The sequence below is a fragment of the Prolinoborus fasciculus genome (genome assembly GCF_056724605.1).
The window spans coordinates 13,834-38,229 of sequence record NZ_JBWZQN010000029.1 but is presented as its reverse complement, the minus strand read 5'-3'; the positions used below and the strand labels follow the sequence as shown (position 1 = coordinate 38,229).

The window sequence follows — 24,396 nt, the reverse complement described above, 5'->3', positions numbered from 1 at the left end:
AGATACAAAATAATTCGGTAATATAGTCCATGAAAAAGCCTTGCTCTGAAATGTTTTGTCTTCGTAACCAAGATATTACAGATGCTAAGGCTTTTTTTTATTTATTTTTTATGTCGAACTCAGGTTAGGTATTATTTGCTTCTTTGCTAATGACGATAATCGCTTTAGCCGCCCCCGTTTTATCATCAATTTGTTGCCAGGTCCCGGTAATATCGTTTGCCCACAAATTCGTCATACATCCTGCTGTAAGCGCGGCAAGTAATATTTTTTTAAACATAGAGAGTCATTCCAAAGAATTTTTATCATCGCCCGCTCATGTTAGAAATCTTACTAAAATAGTCAACACTTATCTGAATACTATAGAGTTGATACACTAAAAAAAGCTGCCAATTTGGCAGCTTTTTTGAATAATGAGAATTAGGTATTAATCTTGGCGAATCCAGGTCTGGCTAAGGCCTAAAGCGGACACACCCACATAACCACGCAAGGTTAAACGTTTACCATTGGCATTTAGACGCACTCGAGCGTCATAAACTTTACCTGCCAATGGATCAATCACTTTACCTTTTTCATAATTGTTGGTGCCTTCCACATGTTTTAAGCCAGTCAATACATCCATGCCCATGATCGGCTGATTGGTATAAGGCGCGGGACATTTATTGCAGGTCTTTTGTGGAGTATAGCCTGGACGTGGAGTCACTTTGATAATTTTTCCAGCAAAAGTCCCATTATCATTTTGACGAATTTCAATAATTGCTTTTGGTGAGCCGGTTTTATCATCAATTTGCTGCCAGATGCCCGTCAGATCCTGTGCATAAGCAGTCCCAGTCATCAGTGCAGCGATGAACATTAATCCTAATTTAGTTTGTTTCATTATATTTATGCCTTTTTTATAGATGAATAAAATATCCCCAACACAAAAGTGCTGTTTTTATTAATCCTGGCGAATCCAGGTTTGTGTGCGACCAATCGCAGAGATCCCGATATATCCACGTAAAGTCAGTCGTTTCCCATTGGCAGAAATCCGCCCTTTTAAATCATAAATTTTGCCGGTGAGTGGATCGAGTACCCGGCCATGTGCATAGTTATTTTTGGTGGTGGGTTTCAGTCCTTTAATGACGTCTAATCCCAAAATCGGTTTATCGGTTTATCGGTATAAGGTGATGGACATTTGACACATTTTTCCCGTGGGGTATAGTCTGGGCGAGGTGTGACTTTAGTAATCGTTCCGGTATAGGAGCCATCAGCCTGAGTTTTCATTTCAATCAATGCTTTAGGTGAGCCAGTTTTATCATCAATCTGTTGCCAGAGACCAGATAACTCCTGAGCAAAGGCCATAGAGCCTGTGAATAAAGAAGCTGAAAAAACAGTTAAAATTGCGATTTTATACATGCGATATCCTTATCCTTATTTTTTTATGAACATTCACCTAATTCCATGTGGTGAATGTTGACGCAAACTACGTTAATGCACTTTCATAATCTATATTGCATAAAAAAAGCATATGTTTAATATTCATACAACTTAATGCATTAAAATGCAAGCTTCTATCTACTAAAGCATAACCCCGTCACATTTTATTTAATAAAGCAGGAATTAATCCTGCTTAATCCAGGTTTGACTACGGCCTAGTGCTGAAACGCCGATATAGCCGCGTAGGATCAGACGTTTCCCATTAGCACTTAATTTTGCTTTGGTGTTATAAAGATTCCCTGATAATGGATCAAGCAGCTTGCCTTGAGCAAAACTGTTATTGCCGACGTGCTTTAAGCCAGTGAGCACATCCAGGCCGAGAATAGGTTTATTGGTATAAGGTGCAGGACAGGACACACAGTTTTCTTTCGGGGTATATCCAGGACGCGGGGTGATTTTTGTGATCTTGGCAGCATAGACGCCGGAAGCCGTCTCACGAATTTCGAGGAATGCTTTAGGTGAACCAGTTTTGTCGTCAATATTTCTCCATGTCCCTGAAAGGTCAGAGGCCAAAGCCAGATGGCTGAAAGAGGCTAAAAGTAAAGTTGAAAAGAATTGAACCTTTTTCATATATCTGTTCCTAGGTGAGATTAGTGTTCTTACTCTATAGTAAGAACGATTACCCTATAAAACAAATGAATAATTTGATTCACTAGTCACATTTTTTGCAAATAAAGTATAAAAGTTGGCAACCAGATCGCGGTGAAGACCGCATTTACCGCCATGCCAAAAGCAGCATAACGACCTGCAACACTGCCGCGCTGCCAGGCCTGAGCTGTACCAATGGCATGTGCAGCCAGTCCTAAAGCCAATCCGGAGGCACGTTCATCATTGATATGTCTCAGAATAAATGGAGAAAAAGCTGCACCAATCACACCAGAAAGAATCACGATCAGAATGACCATGCTGATGGGTGCATCCAGCAGGGTGGCAATATTAATCGCAATTGGAGTAGTCACGGCACGGGTAGCAAACGCCATAATGTCTGCAGAGGACATATGCAGCAGATAAGCCAGTCCCATCGGTAAGGCGACAGCACTGATACTGGCAAAAACCAAAATGCCGATAATGGCTTTGAGCGGCAAGTCATCGTAGCGCATCGCGGCCAGAGGGATAGCCAAGGCGACGGTCACATAGCCGAGTAAATGGTTGAAGAGAGGATTAACTTCATCCATGTAATTTTCATAGGGAATGCCCAGCACAAATAAAATCGCCAGTACAAAGAACATGCTGAACACGATGACGGGAATTTGCGGTATGAACCGGTTACAGGGTTTGGCAATCAGATAGGCGCTGAGCGTAACCGCAAAGCCATACAAAATAGATAACATGCGGAACTCCTATAACCAGCGCTTGGCCATTTTGGCGTAAATCCATAAAGGAATCAGGGTGCTGAAAAACATGATGAACAGAAAGGCCGGAATTTTCTGGCCCATATGTACCAGCATCATTAGTGCACCTGCACTGACAGGCAGGAAAGCAAAGGCGCTTTCCTTCATCAGTTTATTATTGGTATCCACGAGGCGGGCGGGGAGTTTGCCAAAGTAGCGCCAGGTAAATAGCACAATTAAAAGGCTCAATAACCCGACCAGATTACCTAATTCAGGATGATTCAGTTGGGTCATTAACCAGACCGAAGCTTCCCGAAAGACAATAATAAGTAACAGGGTACCGATCCATGCTGGCCAATCTATTCGTTTTATCCAGTTCATTGCTATGATCATTAATATTAATAAGTTTACTTATCAAGTTTTACTCGATCTTTGACTGGATTTCAAACGCTTCCAGTGGACGCTGAAATTGTTGGGCCTGTTTGCCCAGAATTTCCTCTAAAGGTAAATGCGCCTGTTTAATCAACTGTTCCAGTTTTTGTGGGGCAATTCGAATATGAAGATGCAGCTGGCCTTCATCATCATAATGTTCTGACTGGATCACATTCAGACCATAGAGCTGGTTACGCAGCTTGCCATAAGCGGGTTTCAGGATTAAATCGAAGGATTGCAGTTTCCCCATCAAGGATTCATGTACCGCTTTACGCAGCAGATCGATACCTTCGCCACTATGTGCCGAAACATAAACCCGTTCCGGTTCGCCCGGACGTCGATAAATAATTTTGGCTTCTTCACCGCTACAGTCAATTTTGTTATAAACCTGCAGGATCGGAACATCGGCACCAATTTCTTTCAGCACTTTTTCTACAGCTTCAATCTGCTCCAGCATTTCTGGGCTGCTTGAATCAATGACATGCAGTAACAGCGTGGCTTCTACGGTTTCCTCCAAAGTTGCTTTAAAGGATTCAACCAGCGAATGGGAAAGGTTACGGACAAAACCTACCGTATCGGCCAGTACCAGATTGCCAATCCCATCCCATTCCAGACGCCGTAAAGTAGGGTCCAAAGTGGCAAACAGCTGATCGGCTGCATAGACATCGCTGTTGGCGAGTAAGTTAAACAGGGTCGACTTGCCTGCATTGGTATAGCCGACTAAAGATACTGTTGGAACAGCCGCTTTTTGACGGGCTACACGACCTTGCATCCGGGTCTGGCGGACTTTATCAATGCGTGCCTTGAGCTGTCCCATACGGATACGCAGCAAGCGGCGGTCCGTTTCCAGCAGGGTTTCACCGGGACCACGTAAACCGATCCCGCCTTTCTGACTGTCGAGATTGCCACGACTACGAATTAAACGTGAAGATAAATGTTGTAGCTGTGCCAGTTCGACTTGCAGCTTACCTTCATAGGTACGGGCACGCTGGGCAAAAATATCCAGAATCAGTTCAGTACGATCGACCACGCGGCATTTGATCACCTGTTCCAGATTTCGGGCTTGGGCTGGGGTCAGGGCATGGTCAAAAATGACCAGATTGGCATCCAGTTCTTCAACACGCTCAGCGATTTCTTCTGCCTTGCCGGAGCCGATAAAAAATTTGGCATCGGGTTTCACCCGCTGAGCATAAATATGTTCCAGAATTTCAGCATCTGCAGACTGGGCCAGTAAACGAAACTCTTCAGCATCAAGGTCATCCAGCATTTGTACGCTGACACTCACCAGAATGACGCGCTCTTTCCCTCGATGTTGTTGTAAATATTCCACTCAGGCCAATCTCCACTTGAAAACTTTAGTGTAGTTGAAAAAGGGCTGAGCAGATACCGAATTAGCGCGGCTTTGGTTTAAAGTGCGCTGATAAACAGTTGTGCAAGTGTTACCAGTACCACGGCATAGATGAAGGTGCCGCCCAAAATATATTTGAGCACTTGTAAAGGCGGAGGTGTGTCGTTCGCGGGCTGGGTTTGATCTGGCATGGCTACGATCCTTTTCAATCTAATATTTCGATAGTTTTATTTTGAATGATTTTTTAATCCAATTAAAATTGAAGATATAGATGCTATTGGTCTATTTTTATTATCAATGCAAGTTGCGAATGAACAGTATAGAATGAGTTTAATTCGTGGATATTCCCTGTATCTCGCTTAGGATTTAATGACGTTTTTATGAACTCAACTGTACAAAACCAGACTCCAGATATCGAAGGCTTGGCCAAGTTTTTTCTGTATAGCCGGAAAATTACCGCCTCATTGGCCACCATCAGTGAGGGGTTCTATTTGGTTTTTCGTCATGGCTTATATAAAAATCCGAATAACCCGACCAATACTCGCTATGTGCAACATTTTTGCCGCCAGTTATGCAAAGTATTCAATATCGAAGTGCGGGTACATGGCGAGATTCCGCGTGAACCCGCCTTATGGGTCAGTAACCATGTGTCCTGGCTCGATATTGCAGTTCTGGGTTCAGGGGCACGCGTATTTTTTCTGGCGAAAGCAGAAATTGAGAACTGGCCAATTCTAGGCAAATTGGCCAAGGGTGGTGGCACCTTATTTATTAAACGTGGTTCAGGAGATTCCGTCAGGATTCGTGAACAAATTACCGGTTTCCTGAAACAGAATATTCCGGTGCTGTTCTTTCCTGAAGCGACGACTTCTGATGGGCGAGCCATCAAAAAAGTGCACGGCCGGATTTTAGGCGCCGCGATTGAAGCGCAGCGTCCTGTACAAATCTGTCTGATTTGTTATGTGAATCAGCAGGGTGAACTGGATATGGTTGCGCCGTTTGTCAATGACATCAGTTTTGCTGCCCATGTCAAAAAAGTACTGGAAATGCCGCAAGTCATTGCACATTTAGTGGCTTTACCTGCAATTGCCACGGAAGGGCATACGGTTGAAAGCCTTACCCGTGTGGTCCAAGAAAAAATGCAGACTGGCCTAGTTGAACTTCAGTCACGGGTATTAAAAAAGCCTCAATAAGAGGCTTTTTTATGGTTTTTGTTCAAAGAATCAAACTTACATAAAGCCTTCAATAGGCAGCCACGACACCAGTTTAAGTCCAGCTTTCTGATACCATTTCATTTTTGGTTCTTTGGTAAACGTTTGAACATCACCATTGGCTTTCTTGATTTTCCAGTTAATGTTCTGATTCGCATCCAGCACCAGTTTATACGCATATTTGCTTAAATTTTTGTCCATGGTGTCGTGTACTGCACGTGCCAAAGACGGACTGTTCAGCAACACGCCAATTTCAGTATTCAAATAGGCTGAACGCGGATCAAAGTTAAAAGAACCAATAAACACCTGTTTTTGATCCAGTGCCATCAGTTTGGCATGCAGGCTGGAACGGCTCAGTCCTTTCAGGCTGACTTTAGCTTTTTTCGAAATTTCCTCAGTATTGGCATTTAGGTGATTAGCTTCTGGCGCTGCCAAGAACTCATACAGCTGCACCCCATTTTCCAATAGATCCTGACGATATTTGGCATAAAAGGCATGCACCACGGCAACGTCGTTGGCCTTAAAAGAGTTGGTCAGGACGCGAACCTTGATATTCTCATTCGCCAGTTTCTTTAAACGGTCTGCACCAATTTTTTCCGGGACAAAATAGGCAGAGACAATATCGACACTTTGTTCAGGTTTTTCCAGGCGCTGTAATAACTGGAAATTCAGGTGTTCTTCGGTTTTGGCCTTGGCTTTGATTTTGCTCGGTGGATCTTTGACCACTTCAGCTTCCACCCAATCCAGCTGAATGTTTTGTTCCAGCCATTGGTCAAAGGCTCTGGAACGATTGGCCAGATCCAGATAATTTTGAGTCGCTGGATCCTGACTATGGGTTTCTAGCTGTTCTTTTAAACTTGGAAAACGTAAGCCATGATGCCGTGGATTCACAACCTCTTGCACCGGATAGGCATAATCATCATTCCAGTATTCATCGAAGGAATGAATGATTTCATCCGATGCCGCACCGACCAGCATCACATCGACATCAGAGAACTGATAGCTTTCACTGACATTATAATACTGGTTGCTCATATTGCGGCCGCCAATCAAGGCAATCTGGTTATCGGCAATAAAACTTTTATTGTGCATGCGGCGGTTAATGCGCTTTAAATCCAGCACCATGTCCATGGCGCGGTATTTACGAAAGCGATAGGGATTATACAGTTTGACATCGATATTCTGATGCTGGTTTAAGGCCAGATAAATCCCTTCCATTTTCTTGGCATTATTGTCATCCATCAACAGGCGCACTTTTACGCCACGATCCGCTGCCTGAATAATCGCATGCAGGGCGAGGGCACCGATTCGGTCATTATCCCAAATGTAATATTGCAGATCCAGACTGCGTTCCGCTTTATTAATCAGCTGAATCCGCGCAGCCAGTGCTTCAAGCGGATCATACAGCACGCGATAACCGGTCAACCCGATGTTCTGATCACGTAAAGGTTCAACAATTTGTGCCAGGCTGGTTCGCGATGTATCCGTTTCAAATGCCATCTGGCTTGGCTGTTCGGTTTGCTTGGGTAAGGTGCTACACGCAGGCAGACCCAGTACCAGGCTACAGCTCAGTAAAATGCCGGCTTTATAGCGATGAGTGCGTATAAAACTTGAGGATTGAAGATGAACTTGATCGCGGGGAGCAGTGGCCATATAAGTCGAAGAATGAAAAATTAGAATTGAGTATAATTGCCAGCTATGAAAAGATAAATATAAAGCCAGTAATCTGCTGCTCGACTGAATAAGGCCAATTTATGTGGGATTCGAATTCCGTACTGTTTTATTTTTATCTAGGAATGGCGATTTTAGCCATCTGGGCTGTGGCTCAGGCATGGTCGAGCCAATCACGTACCGAAACCATTCATCCCTTTAAAGCTTTTGGTCATTTGCTGGCGTTTTATCTTGCCTATTTATTAATCCCTTTGGTTTTCTTCAGTATTTATGCTGGATGGACGGGGTATTATTCGCTGCATGAAGCTATTTTTGTATTTTTGCTGAGTGGGGTTTTGACTTATGCACGCTTTATCGAGCCACATTTAATTCAAGTGAAAACGACACAATATCAGATCAATGCAGATAAACGTTTAAAGCAGCCAGTAAAAATCGCCCTGATTGCAGATTTGCATATCGGTCTGTTTTCGGGTCATGAGCGTCAGTTGCGACAAATTGTACACAAATTAAATCATATTCAACCTGATTTGGTGGTGGTTGCTGGCGACTGGACTTACGAGCCAGAAAATAAACTGGCACAGGAATTGGCAGTTTTAAAAGAGATTCACGCTCCGGTCTATTCAGTCAATGGTAACCATGACGAGCAATATCCTGGCCCCCCGATTCAGGAATTGTTGTATTATGCACTGCAAGTCAATCAGGTCATGGATATCGAAGGTAAAATTGTCGAATTTGATGAGTTTCGCCTTTTGGGCGTGGGTGATCTCTGGGCTGGAAAAGCCGATATGCGCAGTTTGCCAGACTTGCCTCAGGACAAGCCTTGGGTCATTCTTTCGCATAACCCGGATACGGTCGATATGATTCCCAAACTGCCGATGCGCCCTCTGATGCTGTCTGGACATACTCATGGCGGACAGGTGGAGCTGCCTTGGTTAACTAATTACGTCATGAAAAAGGTTTCAATTTTGGGACATAAAAAGGGCATGTACCGCCATGAACATGCAGATGTGTTCGTTACTGTCGGTACCGGCTTAGTCGGCGTGCCTTTCCGTTTCCGGGTGCCGCCTACCATTGATATTATTGAACTAATCTAAATTCAGTCGGCATTCTGTACTGCGTTAACTGATAATCCAGACCAGAATCAATAACACGACTGCGACGGCTGCCATCATCCAGATTTTCTTTTCAATTTTTTGGGTTGGCACATTTTCACGTAATTGTTGCGCAGTGATTTCAGCTTCTGTGGGTGTACTCAAACTAGGATGGGTGGGGATTTCCAGTGGCGGTGTCACCAGGTTGATATCATCGGCATCATCACTAAAGCGTGGACCGGTACTTTCATGCTTCATGACCACATCATGTTCCCGCACAATTTCATCAATCACTTGCAGTGCCTGAGCTTCATCCAAGGGTGTATTCTTGGTGATATAGCGAACAGCTTCTAATTTTTTATCATCTTCCAGCAAAATAATGATATTGACCAACTGCTCCTGCGAGAGGTATTCAATAAGATCCTGCATGGCCTTGCCTCATTTTTTTGAATTGAGTTCATTTGATTGTTGAGCAAATTTAACGAGATAAGTAGCCGAGTTTTGTTGTGAAATCATAAAAAAAGCCAGCATCGAGTGCTGGCTTTTGAATCGATCTAAAACCTTAGATCTGATTGTTTACATCATCATTCTTGGTTTCACGAATCAGTAAAAACGCGACAAGCGACAGGATAGATGCTGCGGTCAGGTAATAACCGACTGCAGACAGACCATAGGCCGTTGCCAGCTTGGTTGCGATTAGCGGTGCAAATGATGCGCCGAAAATACCTGCCAAGTTAAAGGTTAATGCAGAACCTGTATAACGTACTGAAGTCGGGAAGATTTCAGACAATACAGTACCGATTGGCCCATAAGTTAAGCCCATAATCGCCAGACCAATACACAAGAACAGGAACACCACCAAGGTGCTGCCAGATTCAAGCATATCTGCAAAGAAGATACCGAAGATCGCAGAAATGACACATACCGCAATGGAAGTAGTCTTACGGCCAAATTTCTCTGCCAATACTGCTGAAAGCGGGATGAATGCAGCAAAACACAGGGTTGCAACTAACTGCAATTGCAGGAATTCTTCACGGGAATAACCGAGTTGTTTGGTTCCCCATTGCAATGCAAATACCGTAGTAAGGTAGAACACAACAAATGTACAGATTGCAGCAATCGTACCCAGAACCAGCATACGAGAGTGCTTTTTGAACACTTGAACAAAAGGAACATTTACTTCTTTTTGTTTATCCAGCACTTTCTGGAAAGCAGGCGTTTCATGCAGTTTTAAACGGATCCATAAACCGACAATTACCAACAAGGCACTTGAGATAAACGGAATACGCCAGCCCCAAGCCATAAAGTCAGCTTCAGACATGAAAGCGCCAAGCGTCAGGAAAGAACCTGTTGCCAGAATAAAGCCGATCGGAGCACCCAGTTGCGGGAACATGCCATACCAGGCACGTTTGCCTTCCGGGGCATTTTCAGTTGCAAGAAGTACCGCACCTGACCATTCACCACCTAGACCCAAGCCCTGACCTAAACGGCACAGTGCAAGTAACAGTGGCGCAGCAATTCCGATTTGCGCATAAGTTGGCAATAGACCAATCGCAACGGTTGAAATCCCCATAGTCAGCAAAGCAGCGACCAAGGTGGCTTTTCGTCCGATCCGGTCACCTAAATGACCAAATAATGCTGCACCAATCGGACGGGCAATAAAGGCAATGGCAAAAGTCGCAAGAGACTGAATGGTTGCGGTCATCGGATCTGTACTGGTAGGGAAGAACAGATACGGAAAAATAATGACAGCAGCGGTGGCATAAATATAAAAATCGAAGAATTCGATTGTGGTGCCTACCAAGCTCGCTGTTAAAACGCGAAATTTTGAATTTTGTGCTGGCTGAGCAGCAGAATTAGACGACGCCATGGAAAACCTTACACTTACTAAAAATAAAAAAACTTAGTTTTAAAAGCGTAATCTTTTTAAAAAAGGCGTAATTTTTTAAAAAAACAACTGCAATCTTCTCGCTTCAACTCGCTCAGGGTCACTGAAATGAAAAAGGAGATGATTAAATCACGTAAAGATAGATAGACAGAAAATGTGATCCTGCGCCTATCAATACAAATATGTGCCAGATAGCGTGGGTATATCTTACTCTTTTTAAAGCGTAAAACAATGCACCCACGGTATAAGCGAGTCCACCAATGATGAGAAAGGTTAAAGATTGAGCACTTAAATATTGCTGCATATCATCAATCACCAGCAGCGCCAGCCAGCCCATGGCCAGATAAGCCGCCAAAGAAAGTTTCTGAAAACGATGAATGAAAACGAACTTGAAAAGTGTACCAAGAAGAGCAATCACCCAGAGAGCAATCAATAAATACTGGGCTTTGGCAGTCGGAATGGCAATCGACAGGAAAGGGGTATAGGTTCCGGCGATTAAATAATAAATCGCAGTATGATCGATTTTTTTATAAAAATAACGGCGGTCTGCTGCAGTGGCCATGTGGTAAAGCATTGAAGCAGAAAACAGCAGAATCATGCTCAGTGCATAAACCCACAGTCCAATCCATTGTCCAGTACTGAGGTAAGACCCTTTAATAATCAAAAGAATACCAGCAACAATGGACAGCCCGGCACCTACGCCATGACTAATATAGTTAATCCATTCCTCATTTTGATCATAATCTGGAACCAGTGGAGCATTCTGCATGATTGTCATTCTTCTTCAAATATACACTTGTATAATAATTCAATTTTGCTTTTAGGTTAAGAAGATTTAAACTTGATGCGCAATTCATTTCAGGTTTTATCTATGTCAACGTTGGCAACTCTCTCAGATCAGGAACAGCAATTCTTGGACACCTTTCAGCAAGCTGTTGAAAGGGATCAATTTGATCGCCTGATCTTAAGCCAGTATAAAGGTGAACTGCAGGATTTAGAGAAAATGACCTTGCGAGTCATTACATTAAATGAACAGCGCGTATTGAGCTGTCTGTATCGTTACAAGACTCAGGATGTCACCAAAAATTATCCTTTAGAAGAAGCTTTATCGCAGGTGACTACATTGTTAGCATATTGCAAACAAGCCAATCTGATCACCGTCGATGAAGAATTACAGCTGAAAAAAAACAAGAAAAAAGCCATGTTAACGCGCAGCAAACATAAAGCAGCGATGAATCAGGTGAAGCCTGTTGAACAAGGCCATGACCGGATTAAACAACGTTTTGTCGATCAGGACAGTATTTTTCTCCAGCATCTCGGTATTACCGATCAAAAAGCGCAAATCATTCCGAGCATGGCGCGTAAATGGAAGCAGATTAATAAGTTTGTGGAAATTTTCTCAGGTGCCTTGGCGCAGATTAAGCCACAAGCCGAGGGCCTGCGTGTGGTGGATTTTGGTTCGGGTAAAGGCTATCTGACCTGTGCTTTATATGACTATATGCAAAAACATGGTCAAACGCCGTATGTCACCGGGGTAGAGCTTAATCCGAAAATGGTTGAATTCTGCCAGAATGTCGCGCAGCAATCTGGTTTTGATCAGCTGGACTTTTTCCAGGGGGATGTGCGTACTTATGCGCCAGAACGTCTGGATGTGATGATTGCCTTGCATGCCTGTGATGTAGCAACAGATTTTGCGATTCATAGCGGGATTCGCCTGAATGCACAGATGATCATGTGCGCGCCGTGTTGTCATAAGGAGTTACGTCCACAGTTACAAACACCGAAAGTCCTGAGTCCGATGTTGCAGTTTGGTATTCATGCCGGACAGCAGGCCGAAATGCTGACTGACACCATACGTGCTTTACTACTCAAAGCTTATGGTTATGAAACCAAAGTTTTTGAATTTGTGGCGCTGGAACATACCAGTAAAAATAAAATGATTCTGGCGACAAAACGTAAAGACTATCAACAACCTGATCAGTCGGTTCTGGCACAAATTCAGGCCTTAAAAGAGATGTATGGGATCCAGAAACATTCACTGGAATTGTTGCTTAATGACCAGTGGGATCAGAAGGGAATTGGTTCTAAATGCTAAATAGTCCAGAACTTAAAATAGTGTCCGGCAGCTGGAAAGATTTGGCAGTGTATGCCAAAGCGATTCGTGAAGCCGTGTTTATTCAAGAACAGCATATTGCAGCTGAAGATGAGTGGGATGTTGAAGATGCGGTTGCTGTACATTTCATTGTTTTTCAGCAGGATCAGGCGATTGCTACAGCACGCTTATTGTCAAATAACAGTATCGGTCGGGTTGCAGTCCTAACCACAGCACGCGGTTTAGGTGTTGGTCAGCGCTTGATGCAGGCCGTGATTGACTATGCGCGTGCAGAGCAGCGTAAGTTGGTAAAGCTGTCTTCGCAAGTGCACGCCATTGGCTTCTATCAAGCGCTGGGATTTGAAGCTCAAGGTGATGAATATCTGGATTGTGGAATTCCGCATATTGATATGTATTTAAAGCTTTAATTTTCAGCCATTCAAATACGAAAAAGCGAGGCATTGACCTCGCTTTTTTATGCATAGACTGAATCTGGATCAGTGGCCATGTGCTGCATTTGAGCTGTGCTCGGCATTATCCATATTGGCATGTTCTTCAGCTGACATATTGTGTTCAGCGGCTGTCGTACCTGGATGAGCCGTATTGGTAGCTTCACGTGCTTCACGATCCGCCTGCGCTTTGGCAATGGCTTCTGGAGACATCGTCGGTGCATTTTTAAAAGCGTGTTGCTGGGTAGTTTGTTTATTTTGCTGGCTTGGCATGTAATCCGGTTCATTACTTATCGCGAGCCAAAAAATAAGCATGAATAATCCACCTAAAATACAGAAGATGATAAGTGCTTTCCAGCCCCAAGGAGATTTTTCAGGTGAACTGTGATCAGTCATAGGTCTTACCCACGTGGATATCAAACTTATGTAACTTTATAACATAAATTGATCAAAAAGCAGATCGAAATCTGTCATCAGATGAGTCTATCCAGTGCATTAAGCAAATCCAGAAGATAAAAAAGAGGAAACACGTTCCTCTTTTATTTAAGTGCCTAAGTTATTGAATCGGCTGGGCGTGTGCTGCGCGATCTTTGAGGAGTTGTGGGGCTTTGAAGCGTTCGCCATATTTATTTTCAAGTACTTTGGCACGGGTCACGGCTTTGGCTAAACCATACTGATTCAGGAATTGTACTGCACCGCCCGTCCAGGCGGCAAAGCCAATACCAAAAATGGAACCCACATTGGCATCGACGACAGATTCAAGGACACCTTCTTCCAGACAACGTACGGTATCCAGTGCCTGTACAAACAGGAAGCGGTCAATCATTTCCTGTTCAGAAATATCGTTGTCTTTTTTCCAGTAGCTGAGACCAGACCAGAGCTGCTTTTTTGCATCGGCCGGATAATCATAAAAACCTGCGCCTGCAGCCTTACCTTTACGGTTAAATTCGTGAATCATGCTGTGAATCACGTCATCCGCAGGTGATTTAGTGATGGTCTGACCTTGTGCTTCTAAAGCTTTGTATCTTTCATTGGCTACATGTTCAGACAAGGTCAAGGATACTTCATCCTGAATTGCCAATGGGCCCACCGGCATACCGGCTTTGAGTGCAGCCATTTCAATTCGCGCTGGATGTACACCTTCTGCCAGCAGGCGTAAACCTTCCTGCACAAAGGTACCAAACACGCGGCTGGTAAAGAAACCACGGCTGTCATTTACCACAACCGGTAATTTGCCAATTTGCTGCACGAAATCGAAAGCTTTGGCCAGCGTTTCTGCCGAGGTATTTTTACCTTTGATAATTTCCACCAGCTGCATTTTATCGACCGGACTGAAGAAATGCAGGCCGATAAAGTTCTGATCATTTTTTGAAGCCTGGGCTAATTCTGTGATCGGCAGGGTCGAGGTATTCGAAGCCATTACGCCGTTGCTGGCAAGATATTGTTCTGCCTCTTGTGTAACTTGAGCCTTGAGCGTGGGATTCTCAAATACGGCTTCAATGATCAGGTCACAACCCGCTAGATCTTCATTCGATGCAGTTGTTTGAATCAGGCTTAAAAACTGATCTCGTTTCTCGGCTGATAAACGCCCTTGAGCGACTTTTTTATCCAGCAGTTTCTGGCTATAGGATTTGCCTTTTTCAGCCGCTTCTAATGAAATATCTTTCAGAACTACTGGAATGCCTGTGCTGGCAGTGGCATAGGCGATCCCAGCACCCATCATGCCTGCACCTAAAATACCGACTTTAGTGGCTTTCCACTTTTCAATATCTTGAGGGCGACTGGCACCGGACTTGATTGCATTCAGACCATGCCAGAAAGTGCCAATCATATTTTTAGAAATTTGACTGGTCGCCAAATAAGTAAAGTAACGCGATTCAATGGTCAGGGCAGTATCGACATCGACCTGTGCACCTTCTACCGCAGCCGACATGATCGCTTCAGGCGCAGGATAACAGCCTTTGGTTTTATCGCGCAGCATCGCCGGAGGAATTGCCAGCATCTGGGCAACTGCTGGTGTCGAAGGGCTACCACCCGGAATTTTATAGCCTTTTACATCGAATGGCTGCTGAGATTTTGGATTGGCTTTGATCCAGGCAATGGCCTTTTTCAACAGTTCATCGGTACTGTCTGCGACCTCATGAATCAGCCCTAAAGATTTAGCTTTATCGACTCCAAACTGTTTGCCTTCCATTAATAAAGGAAGGGCATTTTGCAGACCGAGCAGGCGGATGCTACGGACGATACCACCGCCACCTGGTAATAAACCCAGTGTGACTTCAGGCAGGCCAAATTTGCTTTTAGGGTCATTCAGGGCAATACGATGATGGGCACACAGGGCAATTTCCCAGCCACCGCCAAGCGCCGTGCCATTCAGTGCAGCAACCACAGGAATACCGAGAGTTTCGATATAGCGTAGTTTGGCTTTCATCTCTTCAATCATATTGAAGAATTCAGTTGCATGCTCAGGAGTGGCTTGAATCAGTTCATCCAGATCGCCGCCAGCAAAGAAAGTTTTTTTCGCTGAACGGAAAATAATCCCGGCAATATCTTCATCTGCTTGTAACTGGACAACGACTTCATCTAGTGCCGTACGAAAGTCGGCATTCATGGTATTGGCAGACTGGTTTGGAGAATCAAACGTTAAAATAACAATATTATCTTCATTTTTTTGATATTGAATTGCGCTCATTATTTTTCTCCTTATACCAGTTCAATAATGGTTGCGATGCCCATACCGCCACCCACGCAAAGTGTAGCTACTCCACGTTTTTTGCCCTGGCGTTCTAACTCGTCCAGTAATGTCCCTAAAATCATCGCACCAGTCGCACCGAGTGGATGTCCCATGGCAATTGCACCGCCGTTGACATTCACCTTGGCAGGATCAATCTTCATTTCATTGATAAAGCGCATCACCACGGCAGCAAAAGCTTCATTGACTTCAAACAGGTCAATATCATCAATGGTTAAACCCGCCTTAGCCAAGGCCTTACGAGCAGCCGGGGCAGGGCCGGTCAGCATGATGGTTGGATCTGCACCGACCAGTGCCGTGGCCAGTACTTTGGCTCGTGGCTTCAGACCTTGTTCTTTTACCGCTTGTTCCGATGCGATCAAAACCACAGCCGCACCATCGACAATGCCTGAAGAATTCCCGGCATGATGCACATGATTGATAGCACCGACTTCAGGATATTTTTGCAGGGCAATTGCATCAAAGCCCATTTGCCCCATAGTGGCGAAACTTGGATTGAGTTTGCCCAAGCCTTCTGCGGTCGTTGTCGGTTTGATAAATTCATCTTTGTCCAGAATCACCACACCGGCTTTGTCTTTTACCGGGATCACGGATGCATTGAAATAACCATTGGCTTGAGCGGCAGCTGCTTTCTGTTGTGATTGTTCGGCAAATTGATCTACATCAGAACGCGTATAACCGTCAATCGTGGCAATCAAATCTGCACCAATACCTTGTGGAATAAAGTCACAGGCCATATTGGTCTCAGGGTCCAGTGCCCAAGGACCACCGTCAGAACCCATCGGCACGCGGGACATGGATTCGACTCCACCTGCCACAACCAGATATTCCCAGCCAGAGCGGACTTTTTGTGCGGCCAGATTGACAGCTTCCAGACCGGAAGCACAAAAACGGTTGATTTGTATACCGGCCACATCATTGTCCCAGCCGGCAGCAATAGCAGCCGTTTTGGCAATATCGGCCCCCTGATCACCAATCGGGGTGACACAACCCAGCACAATATCATCGACTTTTGAGGTGTCCAGTCCGTGACGGTCTTTCAGTTCATTGAGTAAACCAGTCAGTAATGAAATGGGTTTTACTTGATGTAAAGATCCATCTTTTTTGCCTTTTCCGCGTGGCGTACGAATGGCGTCAATAATATATGCCTCGCTCATAGCATGTCCCTTTTATTGATTTGATGAAAATTATTCTAATGACTCGAGTGTAATACTTAATTTTTGAAGTGCAATGACGAGAACGGGCCAGATCATTTGAGCGATTTAGCCAATTTTAGCTATAAAAAAGCCTAAGCTTTTGCTTAGGCGGAGAGAACTGGTTTTAATTTTTAAATGTTATTTCGCAACATCATTTGATTAATGATAGCCATGCAATTGACGATACAGACCCGGGGTTACACCGGTCCATTTCTTGAAGGCGCGGTGGAAAGTACTAGTTTCACTGAAACCGACTTGTTGTGCAACATCTTCAAGGGTTAGATCCGGATTAAGTAATAAGTGAATTGCAGCATCACGGCGTAAGGCATCTTTTACGCCTTGATAGCTTTTGCCTTCGGCTGCCAGACGGCGGCGCAAGGTTTGTGGTGATAGATATAACATCGACGCGACATCGTTTAATGTCGGCATTTCTTCCCCAATCTGGCTCTTCAGCACATCACGAATCCGTGAAGTCAGCGAGTTGGTGTTTTTGAATTTCACTAGCAATTGTGCCGGCGCAGCTTTCAAAAACTCTTCTAAGGTTTCTTCATTCTGACGAATTGGCAGGTCCAGATAGTCCGCAGCAAAAGTAATTTCGGTACGTGGCATATCGAACTGCATTACCGGCGCAAAGAACAGGGCATCATATTCATCGGCATGGGCTGGACGTGGATAGCTAAAATGCACGCGTTCCAGTGGCAGGCGACGTTCAATGAGCCAAGACGCCAAGCCATGCCAGATCATCAACATGCTTTCAGTAATAAAATGATCCGGATCCATTGCATTTGGAATGAGTGGAACAAGACGAGCTTCGTGTTTGTCACGCTCCAGGGTCACCGACCATTCATCACCAAAGAGTTTGTAGAACTGGGAAGAAAGTTCTAGTGCATCACCGAGGGTTTTGGCATGAATGATGAGCTGGCACATGATCGCAAAAGTACCCAACCGGCGTTGCTGTTTGTCAAAGCCGACATGCTCGTCCTGGGTCACCATCCACAGCATTTTAATAAAGCGGGTATATTGTTCAGGCGAAATACGCGCTTTGGGCTGATGCAGCAGTTCTGCTTCAATCCCGACGTGAGACAATAAAGTATCGACATCCATGCCCAGACGCTTAACGCCAGATAAGGCTGCATTGACGAAATGGATACTGATCGTATCGCGACTCATGTTTAATCCTTCAGTCTCTTTAATGTTCACTAATAATTGACCTAAATGACGAAAAATAATAAAGCAATGGCAATTTATAAGAACACCTTGCCATTTTCTTACATATTAGATTGCCGAAACTATCAAGGTAAATGGCTGAACATGACATTGTTTTTGTTCATTTATGTGCCTATGATGCTGAAAAAAGCAATATAAGTAGAGCAAATACTCCAATGTCATATGCATTAAAAGGATTGAAAATCCTCGATTTTTCTACACTTTTACCCGGCCCGTTTGCTACATTATATCTTGCTGATTTAGGTGCAGAAGTTGTGCATATTGAATCACCAACCCGACCGGACCTGTTGCGATTAATGCCACCCTTTGCCAATGGACAGGCCACTTCACAGAGTTATCTGAACCGAAACAAGCAATCGGTTGCTTTGGATTTGAAAGATCCTGCGAATATTGAACTGGTTAAATCCAAGATTGCAGATTATGACATTGTGATTGAGCAATTCCGTCCCGGGGTGATGCAACGTCTAGGGCTAGATTATCAAACCTTAAGCGAAATTAATCCGAAACTGATTTACTGTTCCATTACAGGTTATGGCCAAACTGGCACATATAAAGATAAGGCAGGGCACGACATTAATTACCTGGCTTTATCTGGAATTGCTGGACACAGTGGTCGGATTGAAAATGGCCCACCTGCCTTGGGAATTCAGGTCGCTGATGTTGCGGGTGGTTCCATGCATGCCGTGATTGCGATTCTGGCCGCAGTGATTGAACGCCAGCAAAGTGGCAAAGGGCAATATATTGATATTTCCATGACCGACTGTGTGGTGACGATGAATAATCTGGCGGCTTCTGCCAGTCTGGCCGGTAATCAGCATCAACGGCCAGAATCGGGGTATCTGAATGGCGGGACTTTTTACGACTATTATGAAACTCAGGATGAGCGTTATCTGTCGATTGGCAGTCTGGAACCACAATTTATGCAGGGATTGGCTCAGGCTTTAGAGCTGCCGATTCTTCTGGAAAAAGGCGCTTCTTATGCCGCTGAAGATCATGCTGCAGTGAAGCAGGCGATTCAGAATAAAATCAAGACTAAGTCTTTATCTGAATGGCAAACGCTGTTTGCCGCGTTGGATGTCTGTGTTGAACCGGTGCTCAAACTTGAAGAAGCGTTACATTCTGATCTGGCCCAGCAGCGGGCATGGGTCGTACAAGTGCCACTCAAATCCAATAGTCAGCAGACCGAAGCACAATTGGCTTGTCCGATTAAATTTTCACGTTCTACGATACGCTATGAGTTTGTAGGACAGCAATTGGGAGAAAGTCAAAATTGGTAATATTCTTAACGTGTTAATTAGATTATTAATGAAATGAGAGGAAATTTTTCCTATATGAAAATAAGTAATAATAATTGAAGATTTTCATCATTATTACTTTAAATTTAATCCAGTGCTGTAAATACTGAGATCCGTGAAACTTTGACAGGCTTATCAATAAAACCGCTATGAAATATGTATAAAAAGCATTTTATTGATAGGTTCAATCTCGCTATCCTTGCCGGCGATATAATAGAAACTACTAGCTGTACGCCATGTATTTATATACTGATTTCGATCAGCAACTGATTAATGAACGTGTTGCACAGTTCCGTGACCAAACGGAACGTTATTTAGCCGGTAAACTCACTGAAGATGAGTATCGTCCGCTTCGTCTGCAAAATGGTCTGTACGTACAGCGTTATGCGCCAATGTTACGTATTGCCGTGCCTTATGGTTTGATGAACTCAAAACAACTTCGTAAAGTGGCTGATTTGGCAAAAGAATATGACCGTGGCTACGCGCATATTTCGACCCGTCAAAACATCCAGTTTAACTGGCCTGCGCTGGAAAATGTGCCGGATATGCTGGCTGAACTGGCCACTGTGCAAATGCATGCGATTCAGACTTCAGGTAACTGTATCCGTAATACCACGACGGATCAGTATGCCGGTGTGGTTGCAGGTGAAATTGCCGATCCACGTCCGACTTGTGAATTGATCCGTCAATGGTCAACCTTCCATCCGGAATTTGCTTTCTTGCCACGTAAATTCAAGATTGCAGTCTCTGCGCTTGAAGAAACTGACCGTGCAGCCACTGCATTCCACGATATCGGTGTGTATATTGTGCGTAATGAAGCAGGCGAAATGGGCTATAAAATCAAAGTCGGTGGTGGTCTCGGCCGTACGCCAGTGATTGGTAGCTTTATCCGTGAGTTCTTGCCGCGTGAAGACCTGATTGCTTATCTGGAAGCAGTCCTTCGTGTGTATAACTTGCATGGCCGTCGCGACAACAAATATAAAGCACGTATCAAGATTCTGGTAAAAGCTTTAACACCAGCAGTATTTGCCGAGAAAGTTGAAGCTGAATTTGCGCATACGATTAAAACACTGAAAATCGATGCAGACACCTTGGCGAAAATGGATGAGAACTTCACGCCATTTGACTACCAAGATTATGCAGATGAAGATTTCACTGAACTATTTGCACAATATCCAAAATTCAAACAGTGGTTCAACATCAATACCAATGCACATAAAGTGAAAGGTTATCGTATCGTGACGATTTCACTGAAACGTGCCGGGATTGCACCGGGTGATGTCAGCACAGAAGAAATGAACCTGATTGCAGATCTTGCCGATCAGTACACTTTCGGTGAGCTGCGTACCACGCATGAACAAAACATTTCCCTGGTCGATGTACCACAAAAAGATTTGTTCGCTGTATGGCAAACCCTTGACCAAAATAACCTGGCACGTGCGCATATCGGTTTCTTGACCGACATTATTTGCTGCCCGGGCGGTGATTTCTGTTCATTGGCGAATGCGAAGTCGATTCCGATTTCTGAAGCAATTTCACGCCGTTTTGATGATCTGGATACGATTTATAACCTAGGTAAACTGGATCTGAATATTTCAGGCTGTATGAATGCCTGTGGTCACCACCACGTTGGTAACATCGGTATTTTAGGTGTAGACAAAAAAGGCGCTGAGTTCTACCAGATTACGCTTGGTGGAAATGCGGATCATGATGCGTCGATTGGTGACATTCTTGGCCCATCATTTGCAGCCGAAGTCGTACCAGATATCGTAGAAGAAATTTTGAATACTTATCTTGACCTGCGTCAGGAAGGTGAAGAGTTTATCGATACTTATCGCCGTGTCGGCATTCAACCATTTAAGGAGCGTGCATATGCTTAATACCGCACTTCAAGTACTCTCTAAAGATGGCACGATTGCAGACAATACCTATCAATTGATGGGTGAAGATGGTGTTTTGCCTCAGGGTGATGTGGTATTAACTGTTGAACAGTTAGATCAAATTACCAATGTGACAGGCAAAAAAGCATTGTACTTAACTGTAGATGCTTCGCCTGAAACCAATGATTTTCCGCTCGATCAGCTCGATGCAATCTTTATTGAGTTTGCCGGTTTTAATGATGGCCGTGGTTATTCATTTGCAGCACTTCTTCGCCGTCAGGGTTTCCAGGGCGAATTGCGTGCTACTGGAGATGTATTCAAAGATGTACTGAATTACATGAAGCGTTCTGGTTTCGATACTTTTGTGATTAAAGAAGGTAAGGATATTCAGGAAGCTGCTGCTGGTTTGAATGATTTCAGAAATCCGTATCAGGCATCGACTGCGGTTGCACAGGCACATTATCAAACAGGTGCATAATTTAAATTAAGTTACTGTCAAAAAGCCGGATTGATTCCGGCTTTTTTATGTCTTGATAAAAACCTTTAATTTTCTTCAAGTTGACAGTTGATCATCCAGTGGATTCCAAACTGATCGCTAAAGGCGGCATAAAGTGCGCCCCAAAAGGTTCTTTCTAGCGGCATCTCAATTTGACCATTCACCGATAAAGCATCAAAGAGTCGTTGTGCTTCAGCTTGTTCGCTAGCGTCTAAGTTAATGGAAATATAGTGGTTATTACCTTGCGTAAACACGGTATTGGTTTGCGCGCAAAATTGATCATTCGTATCGGATGCCATCAGTTCTGTAAATTCGTTAATGGGAAGTGAGATATGCAAGATTTTATTTTTATCCACTTCCGACAGTGTGACACCTTCTTCAGTTGGCATTTCACCATAACGACTCAGACTTGAAAATTCGCCTCCAAAAACTGATTTATAAAAGTTAAAGGCTGCTTCAGCCTGACCTTGGAAATTGAGGTAATGATTCAGTTGCATGGGAGAACTCCCTTTTTATTTTGCTTGCTTTAATTTACGCCACTTTGTGGTATTTTGCGCGAGCAAGCTTTATCAAAATGTAAGCGAAAAAAATCCTCCAGATCAGGAGGATTTTTAACTCCCTCTCCCTATGGGCGAGGGATGGGGTGAGAGAATAGGTTAAAGTAATTCAATCGCCACAGCTGTCGCTTCACCACCACCAATACACAGGGCTGCAATCCCTTTTTTTCCACCGGTACGTTTTAGTGCATGAATCAAAGTCAGGATAATACGTGAACCGGTTGAACCCACAGGATGACCGAGTGCACATGCACCACCGTTAATGTTGACTTTTTCAGGATCCAGCTTGAACTCATCCATTGGGCACATGGTCACCATGGCAAAGGCTTCATTGATTTCCCAAAGGTCGACATCAGAAGCGGCCCATCCAGTTTTATCTAGCACTTTCTGGATTGCACCGACTGGAGCAATGGTAAATTCAGATGGATGTTGCGAATTCGATGCATAGGCAACAATTTTAGCCAAAGGATTCAACCCTTTTGCTGCTGCATTGTCAGCCGAGGTAATTACTAAAGCTGATGCACCATCTGAAATCGAGCTGGCATTAGCCGCCGTAATCGTACCGTCTTTAGCGAAAGCAGGACGCAAAGTTGGAATTTTATCGATGTTGGCATTGAACGGCTGTTCGTCTTTATCAACGACTACATCACCTTTACGGGTTTTAACTGTTACAGGCACGATTTCATCAGCAAAGTAGCCTTCATTGACCGCAGTTTGCGCACGCTTTAATGAGCGAATCGCAAAATCATCCATCTGCTCGCGGGTATAACCTTTGGTATTTGCCATATCTTGGGCAAATGAGCCCATCAAGCGACCTGTTTCAGCATCTTCCAAGCCATCCAGAAACATATGGTCCTTGATTTCACCGTGACCCATACGGAAACCGCCACGTGCTTTTGGCAATACATAAGGAGCATTGGTCATGGATTCCATGCCACCTGCAACCACGATATTTGCAGAACCGGCTTTAATCATATCTGCAGCTTGCATGACGGCTTTCATGCCTGAACCACATAATTTATTAATGGTTACAGCGCCAGTAGAATCTGGAAGACCAGCTTGACGCATGGCTTGACGTGCAGGGCCCTGCTTTAAACCTGCCGGAAGGACACAACCCATAATGACTTCTTCAATATCTTCTGGTTGCAGACCCGCACGGGCAATTGCTTCTTTAATGGTGACCGCACCGAGTTCTGGCGCAGTTACACTGGCAAGACTCCCCTGAAAGCCACCCATGGCTGTACGTGCACCATTGACAATTAGGATGTCAGTCATTGTTCTCTCTCCGTATGAGTTTTAATCAATTTTTTCAAACTTAAGCAGTATATTGAAAAAAACTCAGGATTGAAGCGTTAATCGCAGCGAAGCATAAACTGGATAGTTCTGTTAGCAAGACGAGAGACTTTCAATCCGGATATGCCCCATTTTGCTGAGTACAATACGCTGTTGATTAGAAAGATGGGTAGAACAATAATAAAAACTACCATTTGAACCAATCGGCAGGGCAGTGTGCGCTTGATAAGTGACACTCGGTAAACTTAAAGCTCCTCGCCAACTCAGGTTACCGTATTTGAGGTTAAGTACATCAATTTGTAAAATTTGTTCGCCTGTATCCACTTGCCTGTTTTTATTTTTATCAATAAAGACCAGTATATTTTTATTCCATTGATTGGGGTGACAGCTGAGTGAATCCTGACTGGGACAGATCACAATATTCTGGTGAAACACGGCAGCCTGACTACGTGCATAACGGTTAACCGCAGATAATTTGATAGGAATCTGTTTGGCTTCCTGTCTGGACTGATATTTATGAAAGTAAGGCAGGGCAATACTGGTCAAAATTGCAAGCACTGCAACACAAATAATTAATTCAACAATAGTGAACGCTCTTGTTATTTTTCTATACATAGAGTTACCTGATTTATATATTATTTTTATAGGAAACATGTTATTAATTATGCGTTTTTTATGCTTTGTTGAGCGTGTAATTTAGCTGTTACTCAAAATTCA

26 protein-coding genes are annotated in these 24,396 nt (G+C 44.0%); 7 read left to right on the top strand and 19 right to left on the bottom strand.

All coding sequences use genetic code 11. The features are described from left to right. Window positions 1–424: 424 nt before the first annotated feature. From AC1P5O_RS08670 to AC1P5O_RS08635, 8 genes are all read right to left on the bottom strand, one after another. Window positions 425–874 (bottom strand): DUF2147 domain-containing protein, encoded by a 450-nt coding sequence (locus tag AC1P5O_RS08670; RefSeq protein WP_121979986.1) that lies wholly within the window; start codon window positions 872–874, stop codon window positions 425–427. A gap of 60 nt (window positions 875–934) precedes the next feature. After that, window positions 935–1,132 (bottom strand): DUF2147 domain-containing protein, encoded by a 198-nt coding sequence (locus AC1P5O_RS08665; protein WP_318270470.1) that lies wholly within the window; start codon window positions 1,130–1,132, stop codon window positions 935–937. After that, window positions 1,123–1,392 carry a DUF2147 domain-containing protein gene (locus AC1P5O_RS08660; protein WP_318270471.1) on the bottom strand — a complete coding sequence of 90 codons (270 nt, stop codon included), beginning with the start codon at window positions 1,390–1,392 and terminating at the stop codon, window positions 1,123–1,125. Before AC1P5O_RS08660 ends, AC1P5O_RS08665 begins: the two co-directional genes overlap by 10 nt. A 204-nt stretch (window positions 1,393–1,596) precedes the next feature. Beyond that, window positions 1,597–2,043 carry a DUF2147 domain-containing protein gene (locus AC1P5O_RS08655; protein WP_005106118.1) on the bottom strand — a complete coding sequence of 149 codons (447 nt, stop codon included), beginning with the start codon at window positions 2,041–2,043 and terminating at the stop codon, window positions 1,597–1,599. Between the two features lie 86 nt (window positions 2,044–2,129). Continuing rightward, window positions 2,130–2,804: an LrgB family protein gene (locus AC1P5O_RS08650; protein WP_044111685.1), complete on the bottom strand. Its 675-nt coding sequence runs from the start codon at window positions 2,802–2,804 to the stop codon at window positions 2,130–2,132. 9 nt (window positions 2,805–2,813) lie between these two features. Next, window positions 2,814–3,185 carry a hypothetical protein gene (locus tag AC1P5O_RS08645; RefSeq protein WP_121979987.1) on the bottom strand — a complete coding sequence of 124 codons (372 nt, stop codon included), beginning with the start codon at window positions 3,183–3,185 and terminating at the stop codon, window positions 2,814–2,816. Between the two features lie 40 nt (window positions 3,186–3,225). Beyond that, complete coding sequence (hflX, locus tag AC1P5O_RS08640; RefSeq protein ID WP_121979988.1) at window positions 3,226–4,566, bottom strand: ribosome rescue GTPase HflX; 1,341 nt, start codon at window positions 4,564–4,566, stop codon at window positions 3,226–3,228. A 77-nt stretch (window positions 4,567–4,643) separates the two neighbouring features. Beyond that, window positions 4,644–4,775 (bottom strand): hypothetical protein, encoded by a 132-nt coding sequence (locus tag AC1P5O_RS08635; RefSeq protein ID WP_005104169.1) that lies wholly within the window; start codon window positions 4,773–4,775, stop codon window positions 4,644–4,646. A 189-nt stretch (window positions 4,776–4,964) separates the two neighbouring features. Between AC1P5O_RS08635 and AC1P5O_RS08630 the strand changes: the two genes are divergently transcribed. Further along, complete coding sequence (locus AC1P5O_RS08630; RefSeq protein ID WP_004645956.1) at window positions 4,965–5,774, top strand: lysophospholipid acyltransferase family protein; 810 nt, start codon at window positions 4,965–4,967, stop codon at window positions 5,772–5,774. Window positions 5,775–5,810: 36 nt separating this feature from the next. On the opposite strand, the gene AC1P5O_RS08625 is transcribed toward AC1P5O_RS08630, so the two are convergent. Next, the gene (locus tag AC1P5O_RS08625; protein ID WP_004645955.1) at window positions 5,811–7,445 is read right to left on the bottom strand and encodes a phospholipase D family protein; all 1,635 of its coding nucleotides are present in this window, start codon (window positions 7,443–7,445) and stop codon (window positions 5,811–5,813) included. A 101-nt stretch (window positions 7,446–7,546) separates the two neighbouring features. Between AC1P5O_RS08625 and AC1P5O_RS08620 the strand changes: the two genes are divergently transcribed. Next, the gene (locus AC1P5O_RS08620; protein ID WP_121979989.1) at window positions 7,547–8,557 is read left to right on the top strand and encodes a metallophosphoesterase; all 1,011 of its coding nucleotides are present in this window, start codon (window positions 7,547–7,549) and stop codon (window positions 8,555–8,557) included. A gap of 24 nt (window positions 8,558–8,581) precedes the next feature. Here AC1P5O_RS08620 and AC1P5O_RS08615 read toward each other — a convergent pair whose 3' ends face one another. The 3 genes from AC1P5O_RS08615 to trhA form a co-directional block, all read right to left on the bottom strand. Then, window positions 8,582–8,983 (bottom strand): hypothetical protein, encoded by a 402-nt coding sequence (locus tag AC1P5O_RS08615; protein WP_121979990.1) that lies wholly within the window; start codon window positions 8,981–8,983, stop codon window positions 8,582–8,584. Window positions 8,984–9,116: 133 nt separating this feature from the next. Continuing rightward, window positions 9,117–10,424, bottom strand: coding sequence for an MFS transporter (locus tag AC1P5O_RS08610; RefSeq protein WP_004281697.1), 1,308 nt, complete (start codon window positions 10,422–10,424; stop codon window positions 9,117–9,119). A gap of 142 nt (window positions 10,425–10,566) precedes the next feature. After that, window positions 10,567–11,211, bottom strand: coding sequence for a PAQR family membrane homeostasis protein TrhA (trhA, locus tag AC1P5O_RS08605; RefSeq protein ID WP_121979996.1), 645 nt, complete (start codon window positions 11,209–11,211; stop codon window positions 10,567–10,569). A 102-nt stretch (window positions 11,212–11,313) separates the two neighbouring features. Here trhA and AC1P5O_RS08600 point away from each other — a divergent pair, with 102 nt between their 5' ends. Together AC1P5O_RS08600 and AC1P5O_RS08595 are read left to right on the top strand one after the other, a co-directional pair. Further along, window positions 11,314–12,537 (top strand): class I SAM-dependent methyltransferase, encoded by a 1,224-nt coding sequence (locus tag AC1P5O_RS08600; RefSeq protein WP_121979991.1) that lies wholly within the window; start codon window positions 11,314–11,316, stop codon window positions 12,535–12,537. Further along, on the top strand, window positions 12,531–12,962 hold the full coding sequence (locus AC1P5O_RS08595; RefSeq protein WP_005106126.1) for a GNAT family N-acetyltransferase: 432 nt from the start codon (window positions 12,531–12,533) through the stop codon (window positions 12,960–12,962). The genes AC1P5O_RS08600 and AC1P5O_RS08595 overlap by 7 nt, the downstream gene beginning before the upstream one ends. A gap of 69 nt (window positions 12,963–13,031) precedes the next feature. On the opposite strand, the gene AC1P5O_RS08590 is transcribed toward AC1P5O_RS08595, so the two are convergent. From AC1P5O_RS08590 to AC1P5O_RS08575, 4 genes are all read right to left on the bottom strand, one after another. Next, window positions 13,032–13,379 (bottom strand): hypothetical protein, encoded by a 348-nt coding sequence (locus tag AC1P5O_RS08590; RefSeq protein WP_121979992.1) that lies wholly within the window; start codon window positions 13,377–13,379, stop codon window positions 13,032–13,034. Window positions 13,380–13,539: 160 nt separating this feature from the next. Further along, a complete protein-coding gene (locus tag AC1P5O_RS08585; RefSeq protein WP_499005966.1) occupies window positions 13,540–15,675 on the bottom strand; it encodes a 3-hydroxyacyl-CoA dehydrogenase NAD-binding domain-containing protein in 2,136 nt (711 codons plus the stop codon). Between the two features lie 11 nt (window positions 15,676–15,686). After that, window positions 15,687–16,892, bottom strand: a complete 1,206-nt coding sequence (locus AC1P5O_RS08580; protein WP_121979994.1) for an acetyl-CoA C-acetyltransferase — start codon at window positions 16,890–16,892, stop codon at window positions 15,687–15,689. A gap of 198 nt (window positions 16,893–17,090) precedes the next feature. Further along, entirely contained in the window at window positions 17,091–18,101 is a 1,011-nt protein-coding gene (locus AC1P5O_RS08575; RefSeq protein ID WP_005106131.1) for an AraC family transcriptional regulator, read from the bottom strand. A gap of 212 nt (window positions 18,102–18,313) precedes the next feature. On the opposite strand from AC1P5O_RS08575, the gene AC1P5O_RS08570 reads away from it, so the two are divergent. From AC1P5O_RS08570 to AC1P5O_RS08560, 3 genes are all read left to right on the top strand, one after another. Then, entirely contained in the window at window positions 18,314–19,435 is a 1,122-nt protein-coding gene (locus AC1P5O_RS08570; RefSeq protein ID WP_121979995.1) for a CaiB/BaiF CoA transferase family protein, read from the top strand. Between the two features lie 254 nt (window positions 19,436–19,689). After that, window positions 19,690–21,333: a nitrite/sulfite reductase gene (locus AC1P5O_RS08565; protein WP_005106135.1), complete on the top strand. Its 1,644-nt coding sequence runs from the start codon at window positions 19,690–19,692 to the stop codon at window positions 21,331–21,333. Continuing rightward, window positions 21,326–21,811, top strand: a complete 486-nt coding sequence (locus AC1P5O_RS08560; protein WP_005106136.1) for a DUF934 domain-containing protein — start codon at window positions 21,326–21,328, stop codon at window positions 21,809–21,811. Before AC1P5O_RS08565 ends, AC1P5O_RS08560 begins: the two co-directional genes overlap by 8 nt. A 65-nt stretch (window positions 21,812–21,876) precedes the next feature. Here AC1P5O_RS08560 and AC1P5O_RS08555 read toward each other — a convergent pair whose 3' ends face one another. From AC1P5O_RS08555 to AC1P5O_RS08545, 3 genes are all read right to left on the bottom strand, one after another. After that, window positions 21,877–22,326 (bottom strand): VOC family protein, encoded by a 450-nt coding sequence (locus AC1P5O_RS08555; protein WP_004281708.1) that lies wholly within the window; start codon window positions 22,324–22,326, stop codon window positions 21,877–21,879. A 159-nt stretch (window positions 22,327–22,485) separates the two neighbouring features. Continuing rightward, entirely contained in the window at window positions 22,486–23,661 is a 1,176-nt protein-coding gene (locus tag AC1P5O_RS08550) for a thiolase family protein (protein ID WP_121980376.1), read from the bottom strand. A gap of 111 nt (window positions 23,662–23,772) precedes the next feature. Next, window positions 23,773–24,294 carry a GspH/FimT family pseudopilin gene (locus AC1P5O_RS08545; RefSeq protein ID WP_121980377.1) on the bottom strand — a complete coding sequence of 174 codons (522 nt, stop codon included), beginning with the start codon at window positions 24,292–24,294 and terminating at the stop codon, window positions 23,773–23,775. Between the last annotated feature and the right edge of the window lie 102 nt (window positions 24,295–24,396).

Coding starts and splice junctions, on each gene's coding strand:
- AC1P5O_RS08545 (WP_121980377.1), bottom strand. CDS start 24,294: ATGTATAGAAAAATAACAAGAGCGTTCACTATTGTTGAATTAATTATT.
- AC1P5O_RS08650 (WP_044111685.1), bottom strand. CDS start 2,804: ATGTTATCTATTTTGTATGGCTTTGCGGTTACGCTCAGCGCCTATCTG.
- AC1P5O_RS08560 (WP_005106136.1), top strand. CDS start 21,326: ATGCTTAATACCGCACTTCAAGTACTCTCTAAAGATGGCACGATTGCA.
- AC1P5O_RS08575 (WP_005106131.1), bottom strand. CDS start 18,101: ATGAGTCGCGATACGATCAGTATCCATTTCGTCAATGCAGCCTTATCT.
- AC1P5O_RS08565 (WP_005106135.1), top strand. CDS start 19,690: ATGTATTTATATACTGATTTCGATCAGCAACTGATTAATGAACGTGTT.
- AC1P5O_RS08630 (WP_004645956.1), top strand. CDS start 4,965: ATGAACTCAACTGTACAAAACCAGACTCCAGATATCGAAGGCTTGGCC.
- AC1P5O_RS08610 (WP_004281697.1), bottom strand. CDS start 10,424: ATGGCGTCGTCTAATTCTGCTGCTCAGCCAGCACAAAATTCAAAATTT.
- AC1P5O_RS08600 (WP_121979991.1), top strand. CDS start 11,314: ATGTCAACGTTGGCAACTCTCTCAGATCAGGAACAGCAATTCTTGGAC.
- AC1P5O_RS08620 (WP_121979989.1), top strand. CDS start 7,547: ATGTGGGATTCGAATTCCGTACTGTTTTATTTTTATCTAGGAATGGCG.
- AC1P5O_RS08585 (WP_499005966.1), bottom strand. CDS start 15,675: ATGAGCGCAATTCAATATCAAAAAAATGAAGATAATATTGTTATTTTA.
- AC1P5O_RS08670 (WP_121979986.1), bottom strand. CDS start 874: ATGAAACAAACTAAATTAGGATTAATGTTCATCGCTGCACTGATGACT.
- AC1P5O_RS08655 (WP_005106118.1), bottom strand. CDS start 2,043: ATGAAAAAGGTTCAATTCTTTTCAACTTTACTTTTAGCCTCTTTCAGC.
- AC1P5O_RS08660 (WP_318270471.1), bottom strand. CDS start 1,392: ATGTATAAAATCGCAATTTTAACTGTTTTTTCAGCTTCTTTATTCACA.
- AC1P5O_RS08615 (WP_121979990.1), bottom strand. CDS start 8,983: ATGCAGGATCTTATTGAATACCTCTCGCAGGAGCAGTTGGTCAATATC.
- AC1P5O_RS08570 (WP_121979995.1), top strand. CDS start 18,314: ATGTCATATGCATTAAAAGGATTGAAAATCCTCGATTTTTCTACACTT.
- AC1P5O_RS08645 (WP_121979987.1), bottom strand. CDS start 3,185: ATGAACTGGATAAAACGAATAGATTGGCCAGCATGGATCGGTACCCTG.
- AC1P5O_RS08580 (WP_121979994.1), bottom strand. CDS start 16,892: ATGAGCGAGGCATATATTATTGACGCCATTCGTACGCCACGCGGAAAA.
- trhA (WP_121979996.1), bottom strand. CDS start 11,211: ATGCAGAATGCTCCACTGGTTCCAGATTATGATCAAAATGAGGAATGG.
- AC1P5O_RS08595 (WP_005106126.1), top strand. CDS start 12,531: ATGCTAAATAGTCCAGAACTTAAAATAGTGTCCGGCAGCTGGAAAGAT.
- AC1P5O_RS08625 (WP_004645955.1), bottom strand. CDS start 7,445: ATGGCCACTGCTCCCCGCGATCAAGTTCATCTTCAATCCTCAAGTTTT.
- AC1P5O_RS08555 (WP_004281708.1), bottom strand. CDS start 22,326: ATGCAACTGAATCATTACCTCAATTTCCAAGGTCAGGCTGAAGCAGCC.
- AC1P5O_RS08590 (WP_121979992.1), bottom strand. CDS start 13,379: ATGACTGATCACAGTTCACCTGAAAAATCTCCTTGGGGCTGGAAAGCA.
- AC1P5O_RS08635 (WP_005104169.1), bottom strand. CDS start 4,775: ATGCCAGATCAAACCCAGCCCGCGAACGACACACCTCCGCCTTTACAA.
- AC1P5O_RS08550 (WP_121980376.1), bottom strand. CDS start 23,661: ATGACTGACATCCTAATTGTCAATGGTGCACGTACAGCCATGGGTGGC.